Origin of the sequence: Actinoplanes philippinensis (assembly GCF_900113015.1) — a bacterium.
Taxonomy (GTDB): domain Bacteria; phylum Actinomycetota; class Actinomycetes; order Mycobacteriales; family Micromonosporaceae; genus Actinoplanes; species Actinoplanes philippinensis.
Genome location: NZ_FONV01000001.1, coordinates 306,600 through 329,131 on the forward strand (window position 1 = coordinate 306,600; position 22,532 = coordinate 329,131).

The 22,532-nt window shown below is 71.8% G+C and carries 22 protein-coding genes; 8 read left to right on the forward strand and 14 right to left on the reverse strand.

The window, feature by feature from the left end; genetic code table 11:
• Positions 1-81 precede the first annotated feature (81 nt).
• Genes BM290_RS01375 through BM290_RS01390 form a run of 4 tightly spaced genes read left to right on the forward strand, consistent with a single transcriptional unit; the run spans position 82 to position 3,485 of the window.
• A complete protein-coding gene (locus tag BM290_RS01375; protein ID WP_093609081.1) occupies positions 82-807 on the forward strand; it encodes a PIG-L deacetylase family protein in 726 nt (241 codons plus the stop codon).
• Positions 804-1,493 (forward strand): 4-carboxy-4-hydroxy-2-oxoadipate aldolase/oxaloacetate decarboxylase, encoded by a 690-nt coding sequence (locus BM290_RS01380; RefSeq protein WP_093609083.1) that lies wholly within the window; start codon positions 804-806, stop codon positions 1,491-1,493. Before BM290_RS01375 ends, BM290_RS01380 begins: the two co-directional genes overlap by 4 nt.
• On the forward strand, positions 1,490-2,542 hold the full coding sequence (locus BM290_RS01385) for a 4-oxalomesaconate tautomerase (protein ID WP_239143322.1): 1,053 nt from the start codon (positions 1,490-1,492) through the stop codon (positions 2,540-2,542). Before BM290_RS01380 ends, BM290_RS01385 begins: the two co-directional genes overlap by 4 nt.
• The gene (locus BM290_RS01390; protein ID WP_093609085.1) at positions 2,535-3,485 is read left to right on the forward strand and encodes a VOC family protein; all 951 of its coding nucleotides are present in this window, start codon (positions 2,535-2,537) and stop codon (positions 3,483-3,485) included. The genes BM290_RS01385 and BM290_RS01390 overlap by 8 nt, the downstream gene beginning before the upstream one ends.
• On the opposite strand, the gene BM290_RS01395 is transcribed toward BM290_RS01390, so the two are convergent.
• Complete coding sequence (locus BM290_RS01395; protein ID WP_093609087.1) at positions 3,482-4,180, reverse strand: GntR family transcriptional regulator; 699 nt, start codon at positions 4,178-4,180, stop codon at positions 3,482-3,484. The two genes, BM290_RS01390 and BM290_RS01395, sit on opposite strands and share 4 nt — an antisense overlap.
• Before the next feature lie 192 nt (positions 4,181-4,372).
• Positions 4,373-5,140 carry an alpha/beta fold hydrolase gene (locus BM290_RS01400; RefSeq protein ID WP_093609088.1) on the reverse strand — a complete coding sequence of 256 codons (768 nt, stop codon included), beginning with the start codon at positions 5,138-5,140 and terminating at the stop codon, positions 4,373-4,375.
• A 142-nt stretch (positions 5,141-5,282) separates the two neighbouring features.
• Between BM290_RS01400 and BM290_RS01405 the strand changes: the two genes are divergently transcribed.
• Positions 5,283-6,239 (forward strand): LysR family transcriptional regulator, encoded by a 957-nt coding sequence (locus BM290_RS01405; protein ID WP_093609089.1) that lies wholly within the window; start codon positions 5,283-5,285, stop codon positions 6,237-6,239.
• A 42-nt stretch (positions 6,240-6,281) separates the two neighbouring features.
• Here BM290_RS01405 and BM290_RS01410 read toward each other — a convergent pair whose 3' ends face one another.
• The gene (locus tag BM290_RS01410; protein WP_093609090.1) at positions 6,282-6,926 is read right to left on the reverse strand and encodes a TetR/AcrR family transcriptional regulator; all 645 of its coding nucleotides are present in this window, start codon (positions 6,924-6,926) and stop codon (positions 6,282-6,284) included.
• Between the two features lie 106 nt (positions 6,927-7,032).
• Here BM290_RS01410 and BM290_RS01415 point away from each other — a divergent pair, with 106 nt between their 5' ends.
• Positions 7,033-8,148: an epoxide hydrolase family protein gene (locus BM290_RS01415; RefSeq protein WP_093609092.1), complete on the forward strand. Its 1,116-nt coding sequence runs from the start codon at positions 7,033-7,035 to the stop codon at positions 8,146-8,148.
• Between the two features lie 54 nt (positions 8,149-8,202).
• On the opposite strand, the gene BM290_RS01420 is transcribed toward BM290_RS01415, so the two are convergent.
• The 9 genes from BM290_RS01420 to BM290_RS01460 all read right to left on the reverse strand — a co-directional run bounded on the left by BM290_RS01420 (position 8,203) and on the right by BM290_RS01460 (position 17,294).
• Positions 8,203-8,511 (reverse strand): hypothetical protein, encoded by a 309-nt coding sequence (locus BM290_RS01420; protein ID WP_093609094.1) that lies wholly within the window; start codon positions 8,509-8,511, stop codon positions 8,203-8,205.
• Between the two features lie 180 nt (positions 8,512-8,691).
• Complete coding sequence (locus tag BM290_RS01425) at positions 8,692-9,960, reverse strand: vWA domain-containing protein (protein WP_093609096.1); 1,269 nt, start codon at positions 9,958-9,960, stop codon at positions 8,692-8,694.
• Positions 9,947-11,044 carry an SRPBCC family protein gene (locus tag BM290_RS01430; RefSeq protein WP_093609098.1) on the reverse strand — a complete coding sequence of 366 codons (1,098 nt, stop codon included), beginning with the start codon at positions 11,042-11,044 and terminating at the stop codon, positions 9,947-9,949. Before BM290_RS01430 ends, BM290_RS01425 begins: the two co-directional genes overlap by 14 nt.
• Positions 11,041-11,892, reverse strand: coding sequence for an AAA family ATPase (locus tag BM290_RS01435; RefSeq protein WP_093609100.1), 852 nt, complete (start codon positions 11,890-11,892; stop codon positions 11,041-11,043). The genes BM290_RS01430 and BM290_RS01435 overlap by 4 nt, the downstream gene beginning before the upstream one ends.
• Positions 11,879-12,451 (reverse strand): nucleotidyltransferase family protein, encoded by a 573-nt coding sequence (locus tag BM290_RS01440; protein WP_093609102.1) that lies wholly within the window; start codon positions 12,449-12,451, stop codon positions 11,879-11,881. The genes BM290_RS01435 and BM290_RS01440 overlap by 14 nt, the downstream gene beginning before the upstream one ends.
• Positions 12,448-13,533, reverse strand: a complete 1,086-nt coding sequence (locus BM290_RS01445; RefSeq protein WP_093609848.1) for an XdhC family protein — start codon at positions 13,531-13,533, stop codon at positions 12,448-12,450. Before BM290_RS01445 ends, BM290_RS01440 begins: the two co-directional genes overlap by 4 nt.
• Before the next feature lie 20 nt (positions 13,534-13,553).
• Positions 13,554-15,926 carry an aerobic carbon-monoxide dehydrogenase large subunit gene (locus BM290_RS01450; protein WP_093609850.1) on the reverse strand — a complete coding sequence of 791 codons (2,373 nt, stop codon included), beginning with the start codon at positions 15,924-15,926 and terminating at the stop codon, positions 13,554-13,556.
• Positions 15,923-16,420 carry a (2Fe-2S)-binding protein gene (locus BM290_RS01455; RefSeq protein WP_093609104.1) on the reverse strand — a complete coding sequence of 166 codons (498 nt, stop codon included), beginning with the start codon at positions 16,418-16,420 and terminating at the stop codon, positions 15,923-15,925. The genes BM290_RS01450 and BM290_RS01455 overlap by 4 nt, the downstream gene beginning before the upstream one ends.
• Positions 16,421-16,424: 4 nt before the next feature.
• Positions 16,425-17,294 carry an FAD binding domain-containing protein gene (locus BM290_RS01460; protein ID WP_239143321.1) on the reverse strand — a complete coding sequence of 290 codons (870 nt, stop codon included), beginning with the start codon at positions 17,292-17,294 and terminating at the stop codon, positions 16,425-16,427.
• A gap of 127 nt (positions 17,295-17,421) precedes the next feature.
• On the opposite strand from BM290_RS01460, the gene BM290_RS01465 reads away from it, so the two are divergent.
• On the forward strand, positions 17,422-18,474 hold the full coding sequence (locus BM290_RS01465) for an XdhC family protein (RefSeq protein WP_093609108.1): 1,053 nt from the start codon (positions 17,422-17,424) through the stop codon (positions 18,472-18,474).
• Positions 18,475-18,480: 6 nt separating this feature from the next.
• On the opposite strand, the gene BM290_RS01470 is transcribed toward BM290_RS01465, so the two are convergent.
• Both BM290_RS01470 and BM290_RS01475 read right to left on the reverse strand, forming a co-directional pair.
• Positions 18,481-19,398, reverse strand: coding sequence for an aminoglycoside phosphotransferase family protein (locus BM290_RS01470; RefSeq protein ID WP_093609110.1), 918 nt, complete (start codon positions 19,396-19,398; stop codon positions 18,481-18,483).
• The gene (locus BM290_RS01475) at positions 19,395-20,213 is read right to left on the reverse strand and encodes an alpha/beta fold hydrolase (RefSeq protein WP_093609112.1); all 819 of its coding nucleotides are present in this window, start codon (positions 20,211-20,213) and stop codon (positions 19,395-19,397) included. Before BM290_RS01475 ends, BM290_RS01470 begins: the two co-directional genes overlap by 4 nt.
• A gap of 141 nt (positions 20,214-20,354) precedes the next feature.
• On the opposite strand from BM290_RS01475, the gene BM290_RS01480 reads away from it, so the two are divergent.
• The gene (locus BM290_RS01480; protein ID WP_239143320.1) at positions 20,355-22,532 is read left to right on the forward strand and encodes an esterase-like activity of phytase family protein; all 2,178 of its coding nucleotides are present in this window, start codon (positions 20,355-20,357) and stop codon (positions 22,530-22,532) included.

A 22,532-nucleotide genomic window follows, 5' to 3' on the forward strand; every position in this document is an offset into this window, starting at 1 on the left:
GGCCACGGAACCCGCGCCTCAGGCAATGCTCCTCCGCGCGGATCGTCGACAATTTTGCTGGAAATCGGATGGGAAGACGCGATGACCGATTCGACAGTGGTGCTCACCGCTCACCCCGGTGACTTCGTCTGGCGTGCCGGCGGCGCGATCGCCCTCGCGGCGTCCCGTGGTCAGCGCGTGGTGATCGGATGCATGAGCTTCGGCGAGCGCGGCGAGTCGGCCTCGCTCTGGCGCAAGGGGTACACGCTGCAGCAGGTCAAGGACCATCGGCGGGCCGAGGCCGAGCAGGCGGCGAAGGCGCTGGGCGCGGAGATCCGGTTCTTCGACGCCGACGACTACCCGCTGGTCGAGACGCCGCAGCTGCTGCAGGGCCTGATCGACCTGTACCGGGAGGTGCAACCGGGTGTGGTGCTGACCCACGCGGCGGCCGACCCGTACAACGGTGATCACGCGTTCGCCCACGCCATCGCTCTGAAAGCCCGCGTCCTGGCGCAGGCGCCCGGTGTCGAGGGGCCGGGCGAGGTGATCGGGGCGCCGCCGGTGTTCAGTTTCGAGCCGCACCAGCCGGAGCAGTGCGGTTTCGTGCCGAACGTGCTGCTCGACATCACCCCGGTGTGGGAGGTCAAGCGGGCGGCGATGCAGATCCTCGCCGCCCAGAAGCACCTGCACACGTACTACACCGAGCTGGGCAGCCGGCGTGGCCTGCAGGCGTCGCGCAACTCCGGCCCGAACCTGGGGCTGCCGAACGACACCTACGCGGAGGCGTACATGCGGCTCTACCCGCAGGTCACGCGGGAGCTGTCGTGACGGCGCGGCACGTGGTGGTCCGGACCTCGAAGCGGGTGCCGGCCGGTGTGCTGGCCGGGCTGGCCGAGGCCGGGGCGTCGGCCGTGCACGAGGCGGACGGGCGGCGCGGGGCGGTCTCCCCCGGGCTGCGGCCGATCCAGGCGGGGGCGCGGATCGCCGGGAGCGCGGTGACGGTGTCCTGCCATCCCGGGGACAACCTGATGATCCATGCGGCGGTGGAGCAGGTACGGCCCGGTGACGTCGTGGTCGTCACGACCACGTCACGGTCGGCCGACGGGATGCTGGGCGACCTGCTCGCCACGTCGTTACGGGCACACGGCGCGATCGGGGTGGTCCTCGACGCCGGGGTACGGGACGTGGCCGAGCTGCGGGAGATGGGGTTCCCGGTGTGGTCCCGGGCGGTCAGCACCCAGGGGACGGTCAAGGCCAGCCCGGGGTCCGTCAACATCCCGATCGTGGTGGGCGGGCAGACGATCCGTCCCGGTGACGCGATCGTGGCCGACGACGACGGTGTCGTGGTTGTCCCGCACGAGCGCGCCGCGGACGTGCTGGAGGCGGCGCGGGACCGGATCGCGAACGAGGCGTCCAAGCGGGCCCGGCTGGCCGGCGGGGAGCTGGGGCTCGACATGTACCGGCTGCGGCCGCTGCTGGCCGAGCTGGGCGTCGTCTACGTGGACGAGCCGTGAGCGTCCCGGTCGTGATCATGCGGGGCGGGACGTCCAAGGGGGCGTACTTCCTGGCCTCGGACCTGCCGGCCGGCACGGCGGACCGGGACGCGCTGCTGCTGTCGGTGATGGGCTCGCCGGATCCGCGGCAGATCGACGGCATCGGGGGCGGGCACCCGCTGACCAGCAAGGTCGCGGTGGTCAGCCGGTCCGGCGATCCGGAGGCGGACGTCGACTACCTGTTCCTGCAGGTGCAGGTGGATCAGCCGCGGGTCGGCGCCGAGCAGCCGTGCGGGAACATCCTGGCCGGGGTCGGGCCGTTCGCGATCGAGCGCGGCCTGGTCCCGGTCGCCGGTGACGTCACCCCGGTCCGGGTCCGCATGGTCAACACCGGAGCGCTGGCCGTCGTCTCGGTGCCCACCCCGGACGGGCGGGTCACCTACGCCGGGGACACGGCGCTGAGCGGGGTCCCGGGGACGGCGGCGCGGATCGAGGTGGAGTTCCGGGACACGGCCGGGTCGGTCGCGCCCGGGCTGCTGCCGACCGGGCGGGTCCTCGACGACCTGGACGGGGTGCCGGCCACGCTGATCGACAACGGGATGCCGGTCGTGCTGATGTCCGCGAGGTCGCTCGGAGTCACGGGGCGCGAGACCCCGGCCGAGCTGGAGGCGGACACCCGTCTGTGCCGCCGGGTGGAGCAGTTGCGGAGGACCGCCGGCACGCTCATGCAACTGGGCGATGTGAGCGCGACGACCGTACCGAAAATGTGTTTGATCTCGCCGCCGGCGAACGGTGGCTCGCTCGCCACGCGGATGTTCATCCCTCGTCGCGTGCATGCCTCGATCGGCGTTCTCGCCGCGGTGACCGTCGGCGCCGCGGCCGCCATGCCGGGAAGCGTCGCGTACACCGGCGCCACCGGTACGTTCCGGCTGGAGCATCCGACCGGTTTCACCGACGTGGTCATCGACCTCGAGGCGGGCCGTTCGGCGATCGTCAGCACCGCCCGCCTGATCATGGAGGGGCGGGTCCATCCCCGTCGCAACACGGAAGGAGCCATCGTCCATGGCTGAGAAGATCCGCGACATCGCGCACGTCTCCGCGGTGGAGCTGCTGACGCCGGTCCTCGACGACACGGTCCGGTTCTTCACCGACCAGATGGCGATGGAGGTCGTCGAGCGCCGCGGCGACAGCGCGTACCTGCACGCCTGGGACGACTACGAGAGCTTCACCGTCAAGGTCACCGGCGCGGGCACGTCCGGCATCGGCCGGACCTGGCTGCGGGCCCGCAGCCCGGAGGCCCTGGAGCGGCGGGCCGGCGACATCGAGGCCGCCGGCCTCGGGCAGGGGTGGAGCAGGGACGAGCCGGGGTACGGTCCGGTCTTCCACTTCACCGACCCGGACGGGCATCCGTTCGGCCTGTACTACGAGACGAAGCGGTACGTGGCGTCGGACGCGACCCGGCCGTCACTGAAGAACCAGGCCGCGCGCTTCCCCGGCCGGGGCGCCAACGTGCGGCGGCTCGACCACGTGAACTACCTGGCCCGGGACGTGCCGCGCAACGAGGAGTTCCTGGCCGGGGCGCTGACCGGGCGGGCCAGCGAGCAGATCGTGCTCGACGACGGGACGAAGGCCGCGGTCTGGTACACGTTCACCGACAAGTCCTACGACCTCGTCTACACCCGCGACTGGACCGGCTCCGAGGGGCGTCTGCACCACGTGGCGTTCGCCACCGACACGCGCGAGGACATCCTGCGGGCCGCCGACGTGTTCCTCGAGGCCGGCGTGCACATCGAGACCGGGCCACACAAACACGCCATTCAACAGACCTTCTTCCTGTACGTGTGGGAGCCCGGCGGCAACCGCATCGAACTCTGCAACGCCGGCGCCCGCCTGCTGCTCGCCCCGGACCATGAGGTGATCACCTGGACCGAGGCCGAACGGGCCAAGGGTCAGGCATGGGGGCTGAAGACGATCGAGTCGTTCCACACCCACGGCACCCCGCCGGTCGCCTAAGGGTGGCCGCCGGTCTCCTCGAGTGACCTGAGGACCTCGATGACGCTGGCGATGTGCTCGCGCATCGCCGTCTCGGCGCGGGCCGGGTCGCGCTCACGGATCGCCGTGATGATCCGCTCGTGCTGCGGCAACGACGTCTGCGGGCGGCCCGGCAGCAGGGACAGCATGAACTGGTGCCGGGCCAGCTGGGCGCGCAGCGTGCCGATCAGGCGGTCGGCCGTGGCGTGGCCGGCGATGGTCCGGATCAGGCCGTGCAGGCGCTGGTTGAGGTCGCTGTAGCGGCGGAACTCGCCGGACTCGACGGCCCGGCGCATCAGCAGGCCGATCTCGTCGAGCTCGCTGGCCTGGGCGTCGGTCACCCGCTCGGCGGCCTGGGCGGCGACCAGGCCCTCCAGCACCATCCGCACCTGGGTGATCTCGATGGTCTCGGCGAGCGAGATCTTGCGGACCTGGGCGCCGCGGTTGCGCTGAATCTCCACCAGGCCCTCGCCGGAGAGATCCTGCAGGGCCAGCCGGATGTTGAACCGGCTCACCCCGAACCGCTCGATCAGCTGCGCCTCGACCAGGCGCTCGCCGGGCATGTACTCCCCGGACAGGATGGCCGTGCGCAGCTCGTCGCGCGCGGCCGCCTTGTCCTTGCCCTCGCCGGTGTCCCGTGCGCGCCGCACGCTGGTGAGGTTCTTCTCCGCAGACATGTGATCCCGTCGCCCATTGCCGTTGGACTGCTGACGTTCAGGCCTTCCGGCCCGTCGGTGCGGAAACGATACCGCGCTTGGGCCATCAAGATCTGCGAGCTTCGCCGCGCTCCGTCACTTCTTTGTTGACAATCTTGCGCGAGATCTTGTCTCCACCCGGCCGGCGGCCTCCCGGACGGGGACGGATCGGGGTCAGCGTGTGTTGAGGAAGGTGATCAGCTCGTCGGCGAAAGCCGGCTGCCGTACCGCGCCGAGGTGGTCGCCGTCGATGACGCTCAGGCGAGCGTTGGGGATGGCCTTGGCGAGAAGCTCGGGCCGAGTGGCCAGGACGTCGTCACGACCGGTGATCAACAGCGTGGGCACGGCGATCGTGTCGAGCGGGAGAGGGCCGGCGTGGATCGCGGCGGCCTGGGCGGCCAAGGCGGCGCGGTCACCGCCGACCGCGTCCACGAAAGCACGGAAACCGGCCGCTGCCGGATGGGTGATGGTCGACGGATCGTCGGTGCGGAAGGCCTCCCGGAACGCCTCGGCCGGGATGATCCGGGTGTCGACGCCGCCCAGCTCGACGACCGCCGAGCCGATGCCGCCGATGACGAGACGACGCAGGCGGGGGTCGCTGGTGGCGAGGATGAGGGAGACGATCGCGCCCATCGAGTATCCGGCCACGTCGACCCGCTTCACCTTCAGCAGGTCGAGCAGCGTGATGACGTCCTGAGCCATCCGGGTCTCGCCGTAGAACGCCGGATCGTGCGGCTTGCCCGAGCGGCCGTGCCCCCGGGCGTCGATGGCGATCACGCGCCGGCCCGTCGCGGTCAGCGCCGCGACGATGCCGGGCAGGACCCAGTTGGTCCGGCCGTCGGCGATGAAACCGTGGTGCAGCAGCACGGGTGGCAGATCGGCGTCACCGTCCCACTGCTCCCAGTAGATCTCCACACCGTCGGTGGCCTCGAAGGTCGGCATCGGCGGATTCCTCTCCGGTTCGGCTCGGGCGCACGACAGCGTATGTGCGGAACGCGCCCCCGGTATCGGTGAGATCGCCGGTGTGGTCACCATGTGCGACGTGGGGGGCACTATCGATGTTGATCGCGATACATTGCGGGCTGTGACCCCCACACAGTTGCGTGCCTATTCCGCCGTCGTCCGATGCGGCTCGGTGAAGCAGGCGGCGGCGCAACTCGAGGTCTCCGAGTCGGCGGTGTCCCTGCACATCGGACAACTGCGCAAGGAGCTCGGCGACCAGCTCTTCTCGCGCACGGCGAACGGGCTCACCTTCACGCCGGGCGGGCTGCGGCTCGCCAGCCGGGCCACCGAACTGCTCGGGCTGCAGGACATCACGGTGCTCGAGGTGAGCGCGGCCGGCCAGGGACGGCGGCTGCTGCGGGTGGGGGCGTCGTCGCTGTTCGCCGAGCACTCCGCGCCGGGGTTGATCGAGCTCTTCGCGAGCCGGGCCGCCGACCTGGATGTCGAGTTGAGCGTACGCAATCCGGGCTCCTTCGCCGAGGCGCTGATCGAGCGCAGCATCGACATCGCGATCGGGCCGCCACCGGCGCTCCCCGATCCGGCGGTGCGCTGCCGGCCGGTCATGCACTACAAGGTCGTCGTCGTGGCCGGACCTGACCATCCGCTGGCCGGGACCCAGCCGTCGCCGCGACAGCTGCGCGACCAGACGTGGCTGCTCGGGCCGTCGGCCGCGGCCGACCGCGGGGCCATCCCGACGCTGCTGCGGCGGCTCGGGGTGCCCGACGACCGGCAGCAGATCTTCCAAAGCCACGCGGCCGCCATCGAGGAGGCCAAACGCGGCCGGGGGGTGGCTGCGGCACTCTCCTTCACCGTTGCCCCCGAGGTACGCAAAGGGCATCTCATCCAATTCTGTGGGCCGCACGCAGCGCTGGAGGAGGTCTGGCACTCGCTGACACTGGCCGAGGCGGAGAAGCCGTCGGCAGCCGCCGAACTGGCCCGTTTCGCGTCGACGCCCCGCGCCATCCAGGCGATGATGCGTGGCAGCGGGGTGAACGTGGCCCGTTTCAAACCGTCGATCCACGTCACCCTCTGGAGCTGACGCGGAACCGCCCGGCCCGGGCGGCGCCGCCGGCTGATCGCCTCACCCACCCGAACCGTCGCCAGGGTCGTCCGGCCTCGGCATCCAGCGCCAGCTGAGCTCCGCCCGGGTGGGCGCGGGGCCGGGAAGACTCACGCCGGCCCGCAGCCCGTCGAGCAGCATCGCCAGATAGCGCCGGCGCAGCGACGTGGTGCGCGCCGGGTCGGGCACCCGGACCGCCGCGCACATCTCCAGCAGCATCGTCAGATCGGCCGGGACCACCTCGGCGCGCATCCGTGGCCGGGCCCGCTCGAAGAGGGCGGTGGCCAGCTCGTCGGCGCGGACGGCGTCGGCGCTCATCTCCTCGGTCGGTGTGAACGTGCCGGCCAGATGCACGGTGAGCGAGTGGACGTCGGCCTCGACGACGCCGAGCACGAACGTCTCGAAGGCGGCCCAGTCGTCGCGCTCGGCGGAGGCGCGCTCGGCCTGCTCGATGAAGGTCAGCAGCCCGTCGTGGCAGAGCTTGCGCAGCAGATCCTCCTTGCCGGCATAGCGCCGGTAGAGAGCGCTGATGCCGACACCGGCGCGCTCGGCGACAGCGGCGACAGGCGCGCGCTTGTCGGCCAGGAAGACCTCTTTCGCCGCCGCCAGGATCGTCACGTCGTTGCGTGCGGCCTGGCGGGCGCGGCCGGACGTCGGGCTCGTCATGCCGCCGAGTATAGCGGATCGGAATGATCTGTTCCGTTCGGCGCGGGAGTCTGCTACGTTAATTGCGGAACGAATCATTCCGTTCCGAGGACAGAGAGGAACCGGCATGACCGCGATCCGCCCCTTCCGCATCGACATCTCCGACGCCGACCTTCAGGACCTGCGTGACCGGCTGGCCCGGACCCGCTGGACCCCGGAGATCCCCGGCCAGGGCTGGCAGCGCGGTGTCCCCGTGGACTACCTGCGTGGCCTGGCCGCCTACTGGGCGGACGAGTTCGACTGGCGGACAGCCGAGGCCCGGCTCAACACGCTGCCCCAGTTCCTCACCGAGGTCGACGGTCAGACCCTGCACTTCGCGCACGTCGAATCCACCGATCCGGCGGCGATCCCGCTGCTGATCACTCACGACTGGCCCGCCTCGTTCGCTCTCTACCTGCCCGTGGTCGAGGCCCTGCGCGAGCACTTCCACCTGGTGCTCATGAGCAACCCGGGCATCGCCTGGTCCGGGCCCCTCACCGCTCCCGGCTGGACGACCGGGCGGACCGCTGCGGCGTTCCACGAGGTGATGTCACGGCTGGGTTATGAGAGGTATGGCGTTCAGGGCACCGGCGGAGGCGGCGCGACCGCCGTCGAGATGGGCCGGCAGGAGCCCGCGAAGGTGATCGGCGTGCACGTCAACGGGCACATCACCATCCCGTCCGACGATCCTGCCGACTTCGCCGGCCTGACCGAGGCCGAGCAGGCCCGGCTTGGCCGCTTGCAGGAGTTCCGCGACGACAAGATGGGCTTCAACATCATCCAGTCGACCCGGCCGCAGACCCTGGCGTTCGGATTGCACGACTCCCCCGCCGGTCAGCTCGCCTGGATCATCGAGAAGTTCCAGGAGTGGACCGACCCGGCCGTGACCCTGCCCGAGGACGCCGTCGACCGGGACCTGCTGCTCACCAACGTCAGCCTGTACTGGTTCACCGGGACGGCCGGGTCATCGGCAAACCTCTACTGGGAGGTGGCGCACGACCCGGCCGCATGGGCGCCCAAGCCGAAGTCGACGGTCCCGCTCGGTGTCGCGCTCGGCGTCACCGACGTCACGATCCGCCGCTATGCCGAGCGCGACGCCCCGGTCACCCACTGGACGGAGCTTCCCTCCGGCGGCAACTTCCTCCCCGCCGAGCAGCCGAAGCTCTTCAGCGACGACGTGCGGGCCTTCTTCGGATCGCTCTGACACCGTGCCGCCGGCATGGCCGGGGATCCCTCAGGGACACCCCGGCCCGGGTGTTCACCCGGCCGAGGCGACAGCCCGGAAGACGACCGTGACACTGAAGGTGGCGCCGTCCACCTGGTAGGCGTAGCACCCCGGCCCCGCCACTGTCGTCCTTGCGGGCAGGTCGTTGTTCTCCCTGATCAGGTAGGCATAGTGGCCGCCGTCGCGTTCCTCGCCGACGTAGGAGAAGGTGGCGCCGGCCGCACCAGGGGCGTCGATGCGGGCCGCACGTACCAGGACCGGACCGGCGTATCCGGCGCCGAGCCAGCGGACCTTCTTCTCGTACGTCCCGTTCGGCTGCCGGTCGTCGGGGCGCAGCTCCAACGTGGTGCCGTCCCGAAAATAGTCCGCTATGGGATGGAGCGGCGGCGGTCGCCCGGCTGAGGTGTGGCATGTCCGCAGTATTCGCCGGTGTCCTTCACGAACGCGACCCCGCGGTGAGGAGGAATTCGCGCGATGGGCCACGCCGCCGAAGGCCGCATGTCAATGGTCGTCAGCGCACGCTCACGAACAACGGATGCAGCGGCAACGGACCAGGGAAGCGGTGGGAGTGCGGGAGGTCGTGGGGCGGGTGAGATCGCGTAGGAGGTGAACGGCTTCGGTGAGGTCGCTGAACGTGGCGGCCGGGAGGAGGTGGTCGCAGAACGGGAGGGCCGCGGCCAGGGCGCCCACCTGGGGGGTCCAGCCGGGAGTTCCCGCTCGGGGGTTCAGCCAGAGGATCCGGTGTGCGCGGCGACGCAGGCGGGTCATCGCGGGGGTCATCGCCTCGGGAGGGTCGCTGTCCCAACCGTCGGAGGCGATGATGACCACCCCTCCGCGGACGATGTCGCCGTGGTGGGAGTCGAGGAGGGCGGTGATGTTGGTGGCGATCCGCGTGCCGCCGAAACGGTCGTCGACGGCAGCGCCGGCCCGGTCGATCGCCTCCCGGGGGGAGGTGTGCCGCAGCGGGACGGTCAGGCGGGTCAGTCCGGTGGCGAAGGCGAAGACCTCGGCGTCGGCGACCGTCGTGAACGCGCGCATCAGCTGGAGGTAGGCGGCGGCCTGGGCCCGCATCGACTCGCTCACGTCGCAGAGCATCACGACTCGGCGTGGTCTCGGGAGCGGTCGTTCACGGACCACGGTGATCGCCTCCCAGCCGGTCCGGCGAGCGCGGGCGATCGTGGCGCGCAGGGCTGTCCGGCGGCCCGCCGGGTCGGCGCGATGGCGGCGGCCGCGGCGGTGCGGCCAGTGGGTCAGGGCTGCCCTCAGTGTTGCGCCGAGCGCCTCGGTCTGGTGCTTGTCGAGTTCTTCGAAAGGGGCTTCGGCGAGAGCGGCCAGTGCGCTGGGGCGTAGCTCGGGGAGATCGATGCCCTCGTCGCCGGGGTCGTCACCGGTGGCCACGGGGGCGGGCAAGGTGGCCCAGGGCAAGCCCTCGCCTCCGGCGGTGGCCTCGTCGCCGGTTCCGGGGACCGTGACGTGCACGGTGTTGTCGCGGCTTCTCGGGGGTACGGCTGAGCGGCTCAGCGGCAGCGGTGGGGTGTCGTCGAACACCGTGGCGAAAACACGGTCGAAGACGGCGAGGTCAGCGTGGCGGCGCACCAGGGTCACCCGGGCCGTCCAGTAGAGGACGGTCCGGGATGTGGGCGGGCTTGCGGCGAGTGCGCGGACCAGGTCGTCGGTCTCGGTGATGCCGACCCGCAGGCCGGCGCGGCGCAGACGGGCCACGAACGCGACGGCGAACGCGGCCCGGTCCGTGCCGCGCAGCAGCACCGGGGCGGGTTCAGCCGCGGGCAACGAACCAGACGATCACGGCGGCGGCCACGACGGCGCCCACGGCGACCGGGATGACTCGCTTGTAGATCGAACTGCCGGCGACGGCGAGAAGGTCGATCGCTTCCGGTTCCTCCGTCTGCAGGGTTCGCTCCGTGACCGCCGCCGGCGTGGAGGTGGGGGGCCCGGACGTGGCGGCGAGGGCCGTGGTGGCCTCGGAAAGGTCGGCCCCTGGGACACGGAGGGGAGAGAGCGGCTCGGGAGTGCCTTCGGCGGTCTCCAGGCGACCGGCGGCCGGCTCCACCTCGCCCGCGGACGGGTCCGGTGCGATCGCGGGCGCGGCGGTGGCGGCGCTCTCGGGGGCCGCGGGCGCTACCTCGCCGAGGGCTGTCGCGGCATCGGGGGCGGTGGCTACCGCAGCCTCGGAAACCGGCGGGGCCGGCGCGGCAGGAGAGGACGGCTCAGCATCGGGGGACGAGGCCGGCACGCGGGAAGCGGATGTGGGCACAGCGGAAGCGGCCGCCGACGCGGCAGCGGCAGAAGCGGGCGCGACAGCGGCGGGAGCAGCAGCACCGGAAGCGGGCGCGGCAGAGTCGGCAGCGGCAGCGGCAGCGGCAGCGGCAGCGGCAGCGGCAGCGGCAGGGACGGGATCAGCGGCGGCGTCGGGGGCGAGTCTGGCTTCCAGATTGGCTACGAACTGGGTCAGCAGCTTGGCGGACACCTCCTTGATCATGCCGCTGCCGAACTGGGCCAGCTTTCCGCTGATCTTGAGGTCGGTGTCCACGGAGACCCTTGTCGCGGACCGGCCCTCGGGGGTCAGGGAAGCGCTCACCGTGGCGGAGGCGTTGCCGGCGGAGCGGGCGTCGCGGCCCTTGGCGTCGATCACGGCGTGGTAGGTGGATTCGTCTCTGGTGGTGAACCGGGCGGTGCCGGCGAAGTCGGAGATCACCGGGCCGACCTTGATCTTCACCTTGCCCTGGAAGAGCTCGCCGTCCACGCCGGTCAGCTGGGCTCCGGGCATGCACGGGGCGATGGCCTCGAGGTCGGTCAGGAGGTTCCAGGCCTGGTCGATCGGGACCGGAACGGTGAACTCGTTGGTGATCTTCATGGGTGGCTCTCCTGGGGTACGGCCGCGGCGATCGTGAGACGGTCGTCGGGGGTCTTGGCGATGGTGCCCAGAGTGCGCAGGGTGTCGCCGGCGACCAGTTCGGTGGCGCCCAGCGCGGCCAGGGCGGAGACCCAGTCGATGGTCTCGGCCAGGCCGGGCGCCTTCTCCAGGTCGAGGCCGCGGACCCGGCCGATGAACTCGGTGGCGTCGCGGACGAGCGGGGCGGAGGCGGCCGGCACGGCCCGGCGCACGATCGCCGCGGCCTGGACCGGCTGCGGGAACTCGATCCAGTGGTAGAGGCATCGCCGGCGCAGGGCGTCGTGCAGGTCGCGGCTGCGGTTGGAGGTGAGCACCACGACCGGTGGGCGGGTGGCGGCGAACGTGCCGAGTTCGGGGACGGTGACGGCGGCCTCGCCGAGGAACTCGAACAGCAGCGCCTCGAACTCGTCGTCGGCCCGGTCGATCTCGTCGATCAGCAGCACCGGCGGGGTGGGGCCGTCGTGCCGGACGGCGCGCAGGATCGGCCGTTCCAGCAGGAAGTCCTCGGTGAACAGGGACGCGTCGTCGGTGGCCTGCCCGAGCCGGATGTGCAGGAGCTGCCGCTGGTAGTTCCACTCGTAGAGGGCTTCGCCGGCGGTCAGGCCCTCGTAGCACTGCAGCCGGATGAACGGTGTGTCCAGGGCCTGGGCCAGGGCTTTCGCGGCGGCGGTCTTGCCGACTCCGGGCTCGCCTTCGAGCAGCAGCGGCTTGCCGAGACGCAGGGCCAGGAAGACGGCCATGGCGAGGCCCTCGTCGGCCAGGTAGTCGACGGCGTCCAGACGCCGGCCGACCTCTTCAGGACTCTTCATTCGCCAGTAGCCGCTCGTAGTCTTCCGGGGTGTCCACGTCGACCGGCACGGTGCCGGCGGTGGCGATCTCGCGGACCGGGTGCCGGCCCGAGTGCAGCAGCTTCCACACCGCTTTGTCGCCGTGCAGGGTGGCCAGGTCGTCGTACACCGGGCGGTGGAAGACGAACGGATGCCCGAGACCGTCGGCGTAGCGGCACACGCCGATCGGGGTGTCGACCAGGGCCACCCGCCGCACGTCGAACGGTGACACCAGCGGCTGGTCGCCGAGGAGCAGCACCAGCCGGTCGGTGTCGATGTGGGGCATCGCCGAGCGGATCGACGACCCGCATCCGTCCTGGTAGGAACGGTTCTCGACGACGCGTACGCCGGAGAGGTCGACGTTGTCGCGGATCTCCTTGGCCGAACCGCCGAGGGTGACCACCAGGTCGTCGAGGTGGCAGGACCGGGCCATGTCGAGTGTGGCGTCGAGCAGGGTGCGGCCGCGGAACGGCAGCAGCTGCTTTGCCTCACCGAGCCGCCGTGAGCCACCGGCGGCGAGCACCAGGCCGGTGACACTCATGAGTTGCGGCCGCGGGTGTGCTTCTTCAGGCAGCCGGGGCAGCAGTACCAGAAGTCCTGGCCGTCGACGACGGCGTGGTGGGTGTCCGGGCCCACCACGACGGTCATGCCGCAGATCGGGTCGGTCGCGGTGGCGGCGGGTGTCTCGACGGTGAACGTGGCCGGCCCGACGGGCAGGGCCGGGCCGGCCACGAACTCGGGTTCGGCCTGCGCGAAGGCGGCGGCTTCGGCGTGCGAGGCGGCCGAGGGCACGGCCGGTGCCGGAGACGCGACCGACGGCGCGGCCGAGGCTGAGGACACGGCCGGCGAGGCGGCCGCGGAGGAGGACGAGGCCGCGGACGAGACCGAGGCCGACGGTGCCGCCGGGGGGAGGGTGGCGGTGAGGCCGCCGGTGCGCATCTCACGGACGATCTCGGCCAGGACCGACAGGGCGATTTCCTTGGGGGTACGAGCACCGATGTCGATGCCGGCATGCGGACGTATCCTGGCGCGCTCGTCCGCGGTGAGCCCCATGGCGTCGAGCAGGATCGCCGAGCGGGTGTGGCTGGCCACGAGCGCGACGAGGCCGGCGCCGGCGTCGAGGGCGGACCGGATGGCGCGTTCCTCGTCGCGGCCCAGGCCGGCCACGACGACAGCGGTGACGCCGTCGTAGGAGCCGGCCACCTCGAAGTCCAGGAAGGCGGCGAGTTCGGCGACGGCCCGGCTGATCGGGCTCTCCCCCGCCACCGCGAGCAGCGGTTTCGGCAGCACCGGCCGGAGGAAGATCTCGATCGCCCCGCCGGAGTGGCAGGGGTTGACGACGACGAGCGCGCCGGGCGTCTCGGGGAACTCGGCCGAGTCCCCGGGCAGCACCCGCAGCAGCATGGAGTTGCCGTCACGCAGCGTCTCCATGGCGGCGGCACGCACCGACGTCTCGGCGCAGACCCCGCCGACGAAGCCCTCGATGGACCCGTCGGCGAGGATCACCGCGTCGTCGCCGGCCCGGGCGGAGGTGGGTTCCTGCGCCCGGACCACGGTGGCGTGCACGAAGGGCCGGCGCAGGGCGGTCAGTTCCCGCGCCCGCTCGGCGGTGCTCGTCGTCATCACGTACTCCCCTGGGTCGGTCAGATCGGCGGGGTGGCCCGGCCGCGCATGGCGTCCCACACCCGGCTGGGGGTGAGCGGCATGTCGGCGTGCCGGATCCCGAAGGGCTTGAGCGCGTCGACGACCGCGTTGACGATCGCCGGCGGGGAGCCGACGGTCGCGGACTCGCCGATGCCCTTGGCGCCGATCGGGTGGTGCGGCGACGGGGTGACGGTGAAGCCGGTCTCCCAGTCGGGAACTTCGAGGGCGGTCGGGATCAGGTAGTCCATCAGCGACGCGCCGAGGCAGTTGCCGTCCTCGTCGAAGCTGATCATCTCCATCAGGGCCATGCCGACGCCGTCGGTGAGGCCGCCGTGCACCTGGCCCTCGATGATCATCGGGTTGATCCGGGTTCCGCAGTCGTCGACCGCGATGAACCGGCGGACCTTGACCTCGGCGGTGCCCGGGTCGATGTCGACGACGCAGATGTACGCCCCGTGCGGGTAGGTGAGGTTCGACGGGTTGTAGCAGATCTGCGCTTCGAGACCGCCCTCGACGCCGTCCGGCAGGTCGCCCGCGCCGTGTGCCCGGAAGGCGATCTCCTGGATCGTCACCGAGCGGCCCGGGTCGCCCTTGACCTGGAAGGAGCCCTTGACCCAGTCGAGGTCGGCGACCGACACCTCGAGCATCGCCGAGGCGATCAGCTTCGCCTTGTCGCGCACCTTTCGGGCCACCAGAGCGGCGGCCGCACCGGAGACCGGTGTGGACCGGCTCCCGTAGGTGCCCAGCCCGAACGGGGTGTTGTCGGTGTCGCCGTGCAGGACGTCGATGTCAGCCGGCGGAATGCCCAGCTCCTCGGCGACGATCTGGGCGAACGTGGTCTCATGGCCCTGTCCCTGCGTCTTCACCGAGAGCCGGACCACGGCCTTGCCGGTCGGGTGGACGCGCAGCTCGCAGCCGTCGGCCATGCCGAGGCCGAGGATGTCCATGTTCTTGCGCGGGCCGGCGCCGACCGCCTCGGTGAAGAACGCGATGCCGATGCCCATCAGCTCACCACGGGCGCGCTTCTCCGCCTGCTCCTTGCGGAGCTCGTCGTAGCCGGCCATCTCCATGGCCAGGCGCATGGTGGGCTCGTAGTCGCCGGAGTCGTACACCCAGCCGGTCTTGGTGGTGTACGGGAACTGCTCGGGCCGGATGAAGTTCTTCAGCCGCAGCTCGGCCGGGTCCATCCGCAGCTCGTAGGCGAGCGCGTCGACGATCCGCTCGACCAGGTAGACGGCCTCGGTGATGCGGAACGAGCAGGCGTACGCGACACCGCCGGGCGCCTTGTTGGTGTAGACGGCGGTCATCTTGCAGTGCGCGGCCTGCAGGTCGTAACTGCCGGTGAACACGCCGAAGAAGCCGGCCGGGTACTTCACCGGGGCGGCCGTGCCGTTGAAGGCGCCGTGGTCGGCCAGCACGTTCGTACGGATGGCCAGGATCTTGCCCTCGCTCGTGGCGGCGATCTCCGCGCGCATGATGTAGTCACGGGCGAAGCCGGTGCTGATCAGGTTCTCCGACCGGTCCTCCATCCACTTCACCGGTCTGCCGGTGACGATGGAGCCGACGATGCTGTGCACGTAACCGGGGTAGATCGGCACCTTGTTGCCGAAGCCGCCGCCGATGTCCGGCGCGATCACCTGGATCTTGTGCTCGGGGATCCCGGCGACGATCGCGTAGAGGGTGCGGTGCGCGTGCGGCGCCTGGGTGGTCGACCAGAGCCGCAGCCGGCCCTCGACCGGGTCGAAGTCGGCGACCGAGCCGCACGTCTCCATCGGGGCCGGGTGGACCCGCGGGTAGACGATGTCCTCCTTGACGATCACGTCGGCCGCGGCGAAGACCCGGTTGGTCTCCTCCTCGTCACCGGTCTCCCAGTCGAAGACGTGGTTGTCGGTCTTGCCCTCCAGGTCGGTACGGATCACCGGGGCGTCCGGCGACAGCGCCTTGCGCACGTCGACGACCGGTTCGAGCACGTCGTACTCGACGTCGATCAGTTCGAGCGCGTCCCGGGCCTGGTAGCGGTCCTCGGCGACGACGAACGCCACCTCCTGGCCCTGGAAGCGCACCTTGTCGGTGGCGAGCACGGCCTGCACGTCGTTGGAGAGCGTCGGCATCCACGCCAGGCCGAGGCCCTTGAGGGTCTCGCCGGTGACGACCGCCCTCACGCCGGGCGACGCCTCCGCCGCGGAGGTGTCGATGCTGACGATGGTGGCGTGCGCGAACGGCGAGCGCAGGATCGCCAGGTGCAGCATGCCGGGCAGCTGGACGTCGTCGACGAACCGGCCACGGCCGCGGAGCAGGCGCGCGTCCTCCTTGCGCAGCATCCGGCCGTAACCGACGGGCTGGAGGTCGTTGTTCTCGAAGACCTGGGTCACGGCGCCACCGCCTCTTCCTTCGTCGCGGCCGCCGCCGCCTCGTGCGCGGCCGTCCACTGCACCGAGCGGACGATCGACGAGTAGCCCGTGCAGCGGCAGATCTGGCCGGAGATGGCCTCGCGGATCTCGCCCTCGGTCGGGTCGGGGTTCCGGTCGAGCAGCGCACGGCAGGTCATCAGCATGCCCGGCGTGCAGAAACCGCACTGCAGGCCGTGGCACTGCCGGAAGCCCTCCTGGATCGGGTCCAGCTCGGCGCCCTCGGCGAGGCCCTCGACGGTACGGACCTCGTGGCCACCCGCCATGGCGGCGAGCACGGTGCACGACTTGACGGGCTCGCCGTCCAGCCACACCACGCAGACGCCGCAGTTGCTGGTGTCGCAGCCCCAGTGGGTGCCGGTCAGGCCGAGGACGTCCCGCAGGAAGTGCACGAGGAGCATGCGGCCCTCGATCTCACGGGTGTGCTCGGTCCCGTTGACGGTCATCGTGACCTGCATCAGTTCAGCTCCTCGCCCGTTCCACAGCCTTGCGCAGGGTGCGCCGGGTCAGCTCGTCCGCCAGGTGGCGCTTGTAGTCCGCGCTGCCGCGGGTGTCGGTGACCGGGTCACAGCTGCGCGCCGCGATCGCGCCGGCCAGTTCGTAGAGGCTCTCGCCGGGCTCGTGGCCGCGCAGGGCCGCCGAGATCTCCGGGATGCCGGTGGTGTTGGGGCCGACCGCGGCCAGGCCCACCCGCGCGTCGACGATGCGGCCCTCGTCGAGCCAGACGGCCGCGCCCGCGGACACGACCGCCCAGTCACCGGCCCGGCGCTCGACCTTGGCGTACGCGCTGCCGGTCCGGAAGCTCTTCCGGGGGATCCGGATCTCGGTGAGGATCTCGTTGTCGGCGACCGCCGTCTCGTACGGCCCGACGTGGAACTCCTCCATCGTGACGACCCGCTCCGCGCCGCCGGGGCCGCGGATGACGCAGCTGGCGTCGAGGGTCGTGCACACCGCCGACAGGTCCTCCGACGGGTCCGCCTGGCACAGCGATCCGCCCAGCGTGCCGCGATTGCGGACGATCGGGTCGGCGATCACCCTCTCGGCGTCGGAGAAGATCGGGAGGACGGAGGCCAGCACGTCCGACTCGAGAAGCTCCCGATGCCGGGTCATGGCGCCGATCCGCACCTCGTCGTCGCTGAGCCGGATGTAGCCGAGTTCGGCGTGCAGATCGTTGATGTCGATGAGATATTCGAAGTTGGCGAGCCGGAGCTTCATCATCGGCAGCAGGCTGTGACCACCCGCCACCAGCCTTGCCGAGCTGCCCAGCCGCTCCAACAGTCCAATGGCCTGATCCACGCTCGTGGCGCGTTCGTACTCGAACGGAGCCGGCACCTGCACCCTGCACCTCCCGTGAAGTCGCGCAGACCCTCCCGCCGTCACGGTCCAATGTCAACAGCGACCTAAGCGATGTCTTAACTCACCGTTGACGATCCGGATGCGGATCACGGAAGGTGCCGGTATGCGCGAGATCGTGGACGGCCTGCTGGCCTGGCGGGCCGCCGGCACGTCCTTCGCCGTGGCCACGGTGGTGCACACCTGGCGGTCGGCGCCCCGGCAGCCGGGCGCGGCGATGGCGGTCAGCGAGCACGGCGAGGTCATCGGCAGTGTCTCCGGCGGCTGCGTCGAGGGCGCCGTCCACGCGGCCGCGCTGGAGGTCCTCCACACCGGCAAACCGCAATCGCATACGTACGGCGTGAGCGACGGTGACGCCCTCTCGGTCGGGCTCACGTGCGGCGGAACCATCGAGATCATGATCCAGCCATCCGCCGGCCTCCCTCTTCTCGACTCGGTGCTGTCCGACATATCGGCCGGTTCACCGGTCGCCACCGTCTCCCTCCCGGACGCGCAGCTGGTGGTCCGGCCGGACCGGATCGAGGGCACGCTCGGCGACGACGAGCTGGACCGGATCGCCGGTGAGCAGGCCCGGGGCCTTCTCGCGCACGGCCGCAGCGCCATCGTGACGGCCTGCGAGCAGGAGGTGTTCGTCCAGTCGTGGGCCGCCCCGGCCCGCATGATCGTCTTCGGGGCGATCGACTTCGCGGCCGCCGTGTCGCGGATCGGGAAGTTCCTCGGCTACCGGGTGACCGTCTGCGACGCGCGGGGCGTGTTCGCGACAGCGGCCCGGTTCCCGGAGGCGGACGAGGTGGTGGTCGACTGGCCGCACCGCTACCTGGAGTCCACCGATGTCGACGAGCGCACCGTGCTGTGCGTGCTCACCCACGACCCGAAGTTCGACGTACCGCTGCTCCAGGTCGCGCTGCGCACCCCGGCCCGCTACATCGGGGCGATGGGCAGCCGGCGTACCTGCGAGGACCGGGCCGGCCGGCTGCGCGAGGCCGGGGTCGGCGAGGAGGCGCTGGCCCGGCTGCGGGCGCCGATCGGGCTGGACCTCGGCGCGCGCACCCCGGAGGAGACCGCGGTGGCGATCGCGGCCGAGATCGTCGCGTCGTCCTGGGGCGGCTCGGGCTCGCCGCTCACCGGGCTGACCGCCCCCATTCACGGGCCGGCCTGAGACAGGTCAGCCGGCCCACGGTCCCCGGCGGTCGTGGTCGGCGAGGATCTCGCCGATCACCCGCTCCTGCTCGGCGGCGCCCGGCCGGTCGCCCTTCTCGATCGCGCCGACGAGGATCAGCATCGCCTTCCACAGCGCCCAGCCGCGAGCCCGCGCCCACGTGCCCTCGTCCTGGCCGACCGCCCGCCGGAACGCGGTGCGGGCCGGACCGGAGAACATGGTCCAGGCGATCACCAGGTCACAGGCCGGATCACCGACACCGGACGTGCCGAAGTCGATCACCGCGGCCAGGTCGCCGTCGACCACCAGCAGGTTTCCGGCGGCGATGTCACCGTGGAACCACACCGGATCGCCGCGGTGCTCCATCACCAGCGCGGCGCCCCAGACCTCGGCGGCGCCGGCGGTGTCGATCCGGCCGTCCAGCAGCCGCAGGCAGTGGCGGGTCTCGTCGTCGTAGAAGACCGGCGGCGCGCCCCGATGCCAGCTGTGGTCACCGGCCGCCGGGCCGCCGCCGGCGTCGCACCCCTGCAGCGCCCGGATGAATCCGGCCACCGACTCCGCGAATCGGTCCGGGTCCGCGATCGGCGCCCGCAAGGCGGTGTCTCCCGGCAGCCAACCCCGGACCGACCAGGGGTACGGATACCCCTCCCCCGGCACACCGGTGGCCAGGATCGGCGGCACCGCGACCGGCAGGTGCGGCGCCAGCCGGGGCAGCCAGGTGTTCTCCTTGTCGACCGCGGGCACGTAGCCGGGCGCGGTCGGCAGCCGGACGGTCATGTCGTCGCCGAGCCGGTAGGTGCGGTTGTCCCACCCGTCCACCTCGACCGGCGTCACCGGACGATCGGCCCACTGCGGGAACTGCGCCCGGATCAGCCGTCGTACCAGCGCCGCGTCGATCCCGGCGCGCCCGTCCGTGAAGGTCATCCCCGCATGGTGTCCGGAGCGGCGGTGCCCTCAAACCTGTTCGCCTCGACATCCGCCCACCACGTGACGATGCGGTCGACGACCGGCTCCGGTGTGCGGGCCCAGCCGGTGTGGCCGTTGCTGGCCCCGGCGGGCACGTCGGCGTGGGCGTAACGCCACACCGTCACCGACTCCGGCGCGAAGAACCGGGCGGCGAAACTCCGGACCGGCCTCTCCGGCGCCAGCCGGTCCCCTTCCAGGGCGACCATGAGGGCCGGGGTACGGATCGGCGGGCACTCCGCCTGCGGTCCGGGGGCGGGGAACGGGGTCCGGCCGGTGCGGGCCATCCGCGCCCACTCGCGCATCTGGGTGCGGGCGCCGGGGCCGCCGAAGGCCGGTTTCGGCAGGTGGCCGAAGAGGGCGGTGAGCAGCGGGACGATCACGCCGGCCTGGATCAGCAGCGGCAGGCCGCCCAGCGGGTAGTCGCGGTGGTGGGGCAGGCAGCCGCCGACCGACACCAGGCCGTCGGCGGGCGGGTGGTGGAGCTGGTGGCCGGCGGCGAGCTGCGCGCCGAGGCTGTGGCCGAGAAGGATCACCGGCCGGTGCGGGGCCTCGGCGCGGGCGGCGGCCACCGCGCCGGCGATCACGGCGATCTCATCGGCGTACGACCAGTCGTGCGCCCGGGACGCGCGGGCGTCCTCCGGCTCGAACCCGCGCCGGGGCAGGGCCAGCGCCGACCAGCCGCGGGCCCGGAACGCCTCGGCGAGCGGCCGGTAATACCGCGAGCCGATGCCCATGGCGGGCGACACGAGGACGAGCGGGGCGGTCTGCGGCATGTCCGCACTCTTCGGGGCGCCGATCGGCCCGGACAAGTGGTTATGGCACAGATCACCGCGTTCACCCGGTTAGCTGAACCGACGCCTGCGGCGGGCGTGGTGTTCATGTCCTGTTCGGACCGGCACCGCATGGTGCGGTGCGTGGCTGACAAAGCGATTCTCGCGTCCGCGGCCGCCGCGCTGCTCCTGGCTCCGGCGGTCCCGGCACACGCGACACCTCCCCCTGCCGACCGGGCCTGCTCGACCGAGGCGTCGCTGCTCGGCTTCTCCGACGCGCTCGACAAGACGACCTTCGCGGGCACCCCGGTGGCCGGGCTGTCGGCGCTGGCGCCCACCGGCGCCGACCGTGCCCTGGCGCTCGTCGACAACATCGGGACCACCCCGGCGCGGCTCTACTCGGTGAACCTGGCCACCCCGGCGGTCACCGGCGTCACCCTGCTGACCAGGGCGGACGGCACGCCGTACACCGGAGGCGATTTTGACGGTGAAGGTCTGATCGCCGAACCGGGCGGCCGGACCGTCCTGGCGAGCTCGGAGAAGGAGCCGTCGATCCGGCGGTTCCGGCTCAGCGACGGGCGGGAGATCGCCTCGCTGCCGGTGCCGTCGCGTTTCCGGGTCACCCCGGCCGGGGAGGCCGCCGTCAACCAGACCTTCGAGGCGCTGACCGCGACGCCCGACCATCGGGTGATCTTCGCGGGCATGGAGGGCGCGCTCGCCGCCGACGGGGCCGGCAACAACCGGATCCTGCGCTACACCGGCCGGGCCGGCGGCGCCTACACCGTCGCCGAGCAGCTCGCCTACCGCCCCGACCCGGGCCTCGGCCTGGTCGAGCTGGTGGCGCTCGGCGGCGACCAGCTGCTGTCGGTGGAGCGGGGCTTCACCGCGGGCGCCGGCAACACCGTCCGCGTCTACCAGGTGTCGGCGACCGGCGCCCCGGACGTCACCGGCGTCGCGTCGCTGTCGGCGGTCACCGATCCGCGGACGTGGCTGGGCAAACGGCTGATCGCCGACATCGCGAACTGCCCGCCGGCCGGCGCGACGGCGAAGCAGCCGCAGCCGAACCCGCTGCTCGACAACATCGAGGCGGCCGCGCTCGGCGCGACGCTGCCCGGTGGCCGCCGGGTGCTGCGGCTGCTCTCCGACGACAACGGCAGCGCCACCCAGATCACCCGGCTCTACACGCTCGCCGTGACGATCCGGCCGGAGGCGACCCTGCGGAGCCGGGCCATCCTGCCGGCGACCGCCTATCAGCGGGGGCCGGTCTCCGGCACCCAGCTGCCGACCGCGCCGGTCAACGGGATCGCCGCCCCGTTCCCGGGACAGCCCGTCCCCGGTTTCTCGGCGGTGCTGCCGCTCGCCGGCGACCGGCTGCTCGCCATGCCGGACAACGGGTTCGGCGCGAAGAACAACTCGGCGGACTTCCTGCTCCGGGCCTACGACATCACCCCCGACCACCGCCGCCACCGGGTGACGGTCAACGGGTTCGTCAGCTTCCGCGACCCGGACCACAGGGTGCCGTTCCCGATCGTCAACGAGAACACCCGGGACCGGCTGCTGACCGGCGCAGACTTCGACATCGAGTCGCTGGCCCGGGACGCGCGGGGCAACCTGTGGATCGGGGACGAGTTCGGGCCGTACCTGATCAAGGTGGACCGGACCGGCAAGGTGCTGCAGGCGCCGATCCCGCTGCCCGACGGCGGGAAGTCGCCGCAGTCGCCGGACCTGGCCGCCGGCGAGACCGCGACCGTGCCGGCCAGTCGCGGCTTCGAGGCGCTCGCCGCGAGCCGGGACGGCCGGACGCTCTACCCGATCCTGGAGGGCGCCCGCACCGACGACACGAACCAGCGCCGCCGGATCGTGTATGAGTTCGACGTACGCAAGAACCGCTACACCGGCCGGACCTGGTCGTTCCTGGTCGACGACCCGTCGCTGCTGGTCGGTGACGCGGCGGTGCTCGACGGGCGGCGGCTGCTGCTGATCGAGCGCGACAACGGCATGGGGCAGCAGTCGGTGGTCAAGCGTCTGGTCGTCACCGATCTCGACAAGGCCGCCGCGGACGGGACACTGCCCCGGCGTACCGCCGCCGACCTGATGCGCATCGCCGACCCGAAGAGCGTCTCCACCCCGGCGCGGCCCGGCGAGTACGGCGTGGGCGAGCTGTTCTCGTTTCCGCTGCAGTCGGTCGAGTCGGTGCTGCCGCTCGGCGGGGACCGGGTGCTGGTCGCCAACGACAACAACTTCCCCGGCAACGACGGCCGCATCCCGGGCCGTGCCGACGACACCGAGCTGATCGTCATCGACGTGCCCGGCCTGCGCTGA

Excerpts from the sequence above, each read along its gene's own strand:
- BM290_RS01455 (WP_093609104.1), bottom strand. The coding sequence starts at position 16,420 with ATGCAGGTCACGATGACCGTCAACGGGACCGAGCACACCCGTGAGATC.
- BM290_RS01435 (WP_093609100.1), bottom strand. The coding sequence starts at position 11,892 with ATGAAGAGTCCTGAAGAGGTCGGCCGGCGTCTGGACGCCGTCGACTAC.
- BM290_RS01465 (WP_093609108.1), top strand. The coding sequence starts at position 17,422 with ATGCGCGAGATCGTGGACGGCCTGCTGGCCTGGCGGGCCGCCGGCACG.
- BM290_RS01475 (WP_093609112.1), bottom strand. The coding sequence starts at position 20,213 with ATGCCGCAGACCGCCCCGCTCGTCCTCGTGTCGCCCGCCATGGGCATC.
- BM290_RS01390 (WP_093609085.1), top strand. The coding sequence starts at position 2,535 with ATGGCTGAGAAGATCCGCGACATCGCGCACGTCTCCGCGGTGGAGCTG.
- BM290_RS01410 (WP_093609090.1), bottom strand. The coding sequence starts at position 6,926 with ATGACGAGCCCGACGTCCGGCCGCGCCCGCCAGGCCGCACGCAACGAC.
- BM290_RS01440 (WP_093609102.1), bottom strand. The coding sequence starts at position 12,451 with ATGAGTGTCACCGGCCTGGTGCTCGCCGCCGGTGGCTCACGGCGGCTC.
- BM290_RS01395 (WP_093609087.1), bottom strand. The coding sequence starts at position 4,180 with ATGTCTGCGGAGAAGAACCTCACCAGCGTGCGGCGCGCACGGGACACC.
- BM290_RS01430 (WP_093609098.1), bottom strand. The coding sequence starts at position 11,044 with ATGAAGATCACCAACGAGTTCACCGTTCCGGTCCCGATCGACCAGGCC.
- BM290_RS01470 (WP_093609110.1), bottom strand. The coding sequence starts at position 19,398 with ATGACCTTCACGGACGGGCGCGCCGGGATCGACGCGGCGCTGGTACGA.
- BM290_RS01445 (WP_093609848.1), bottom strand. The coding sequence starts at position 13,533 with ATGACGACGAGCACCGCCGAGCGGGCGCGGGAACTGACCGCCCTGCGC.
- BM290_RS01415 (WP_093609092.1), top strand. The coding sequence starts at position 7,033 with ATGACCGCGATCCGCCCCTTCCGCATCGACATCTCCGACGCCGACCTT.
- BM290_RS01375 (WP_093609081.1), top strand. The coding sequence starts at position 82 with ATGACCGATTCGACAGTGGTGCTCACCGCTCACCCCGGTGACTTCGTC.
- BM290_RS01400 (WP_093609088.1), bottom strand. The coding sequence starts at position 5,140 with ATGCCGACCTTCGAGGCCACCGACGGTGTGGAGATCTACTGGGAGCAG.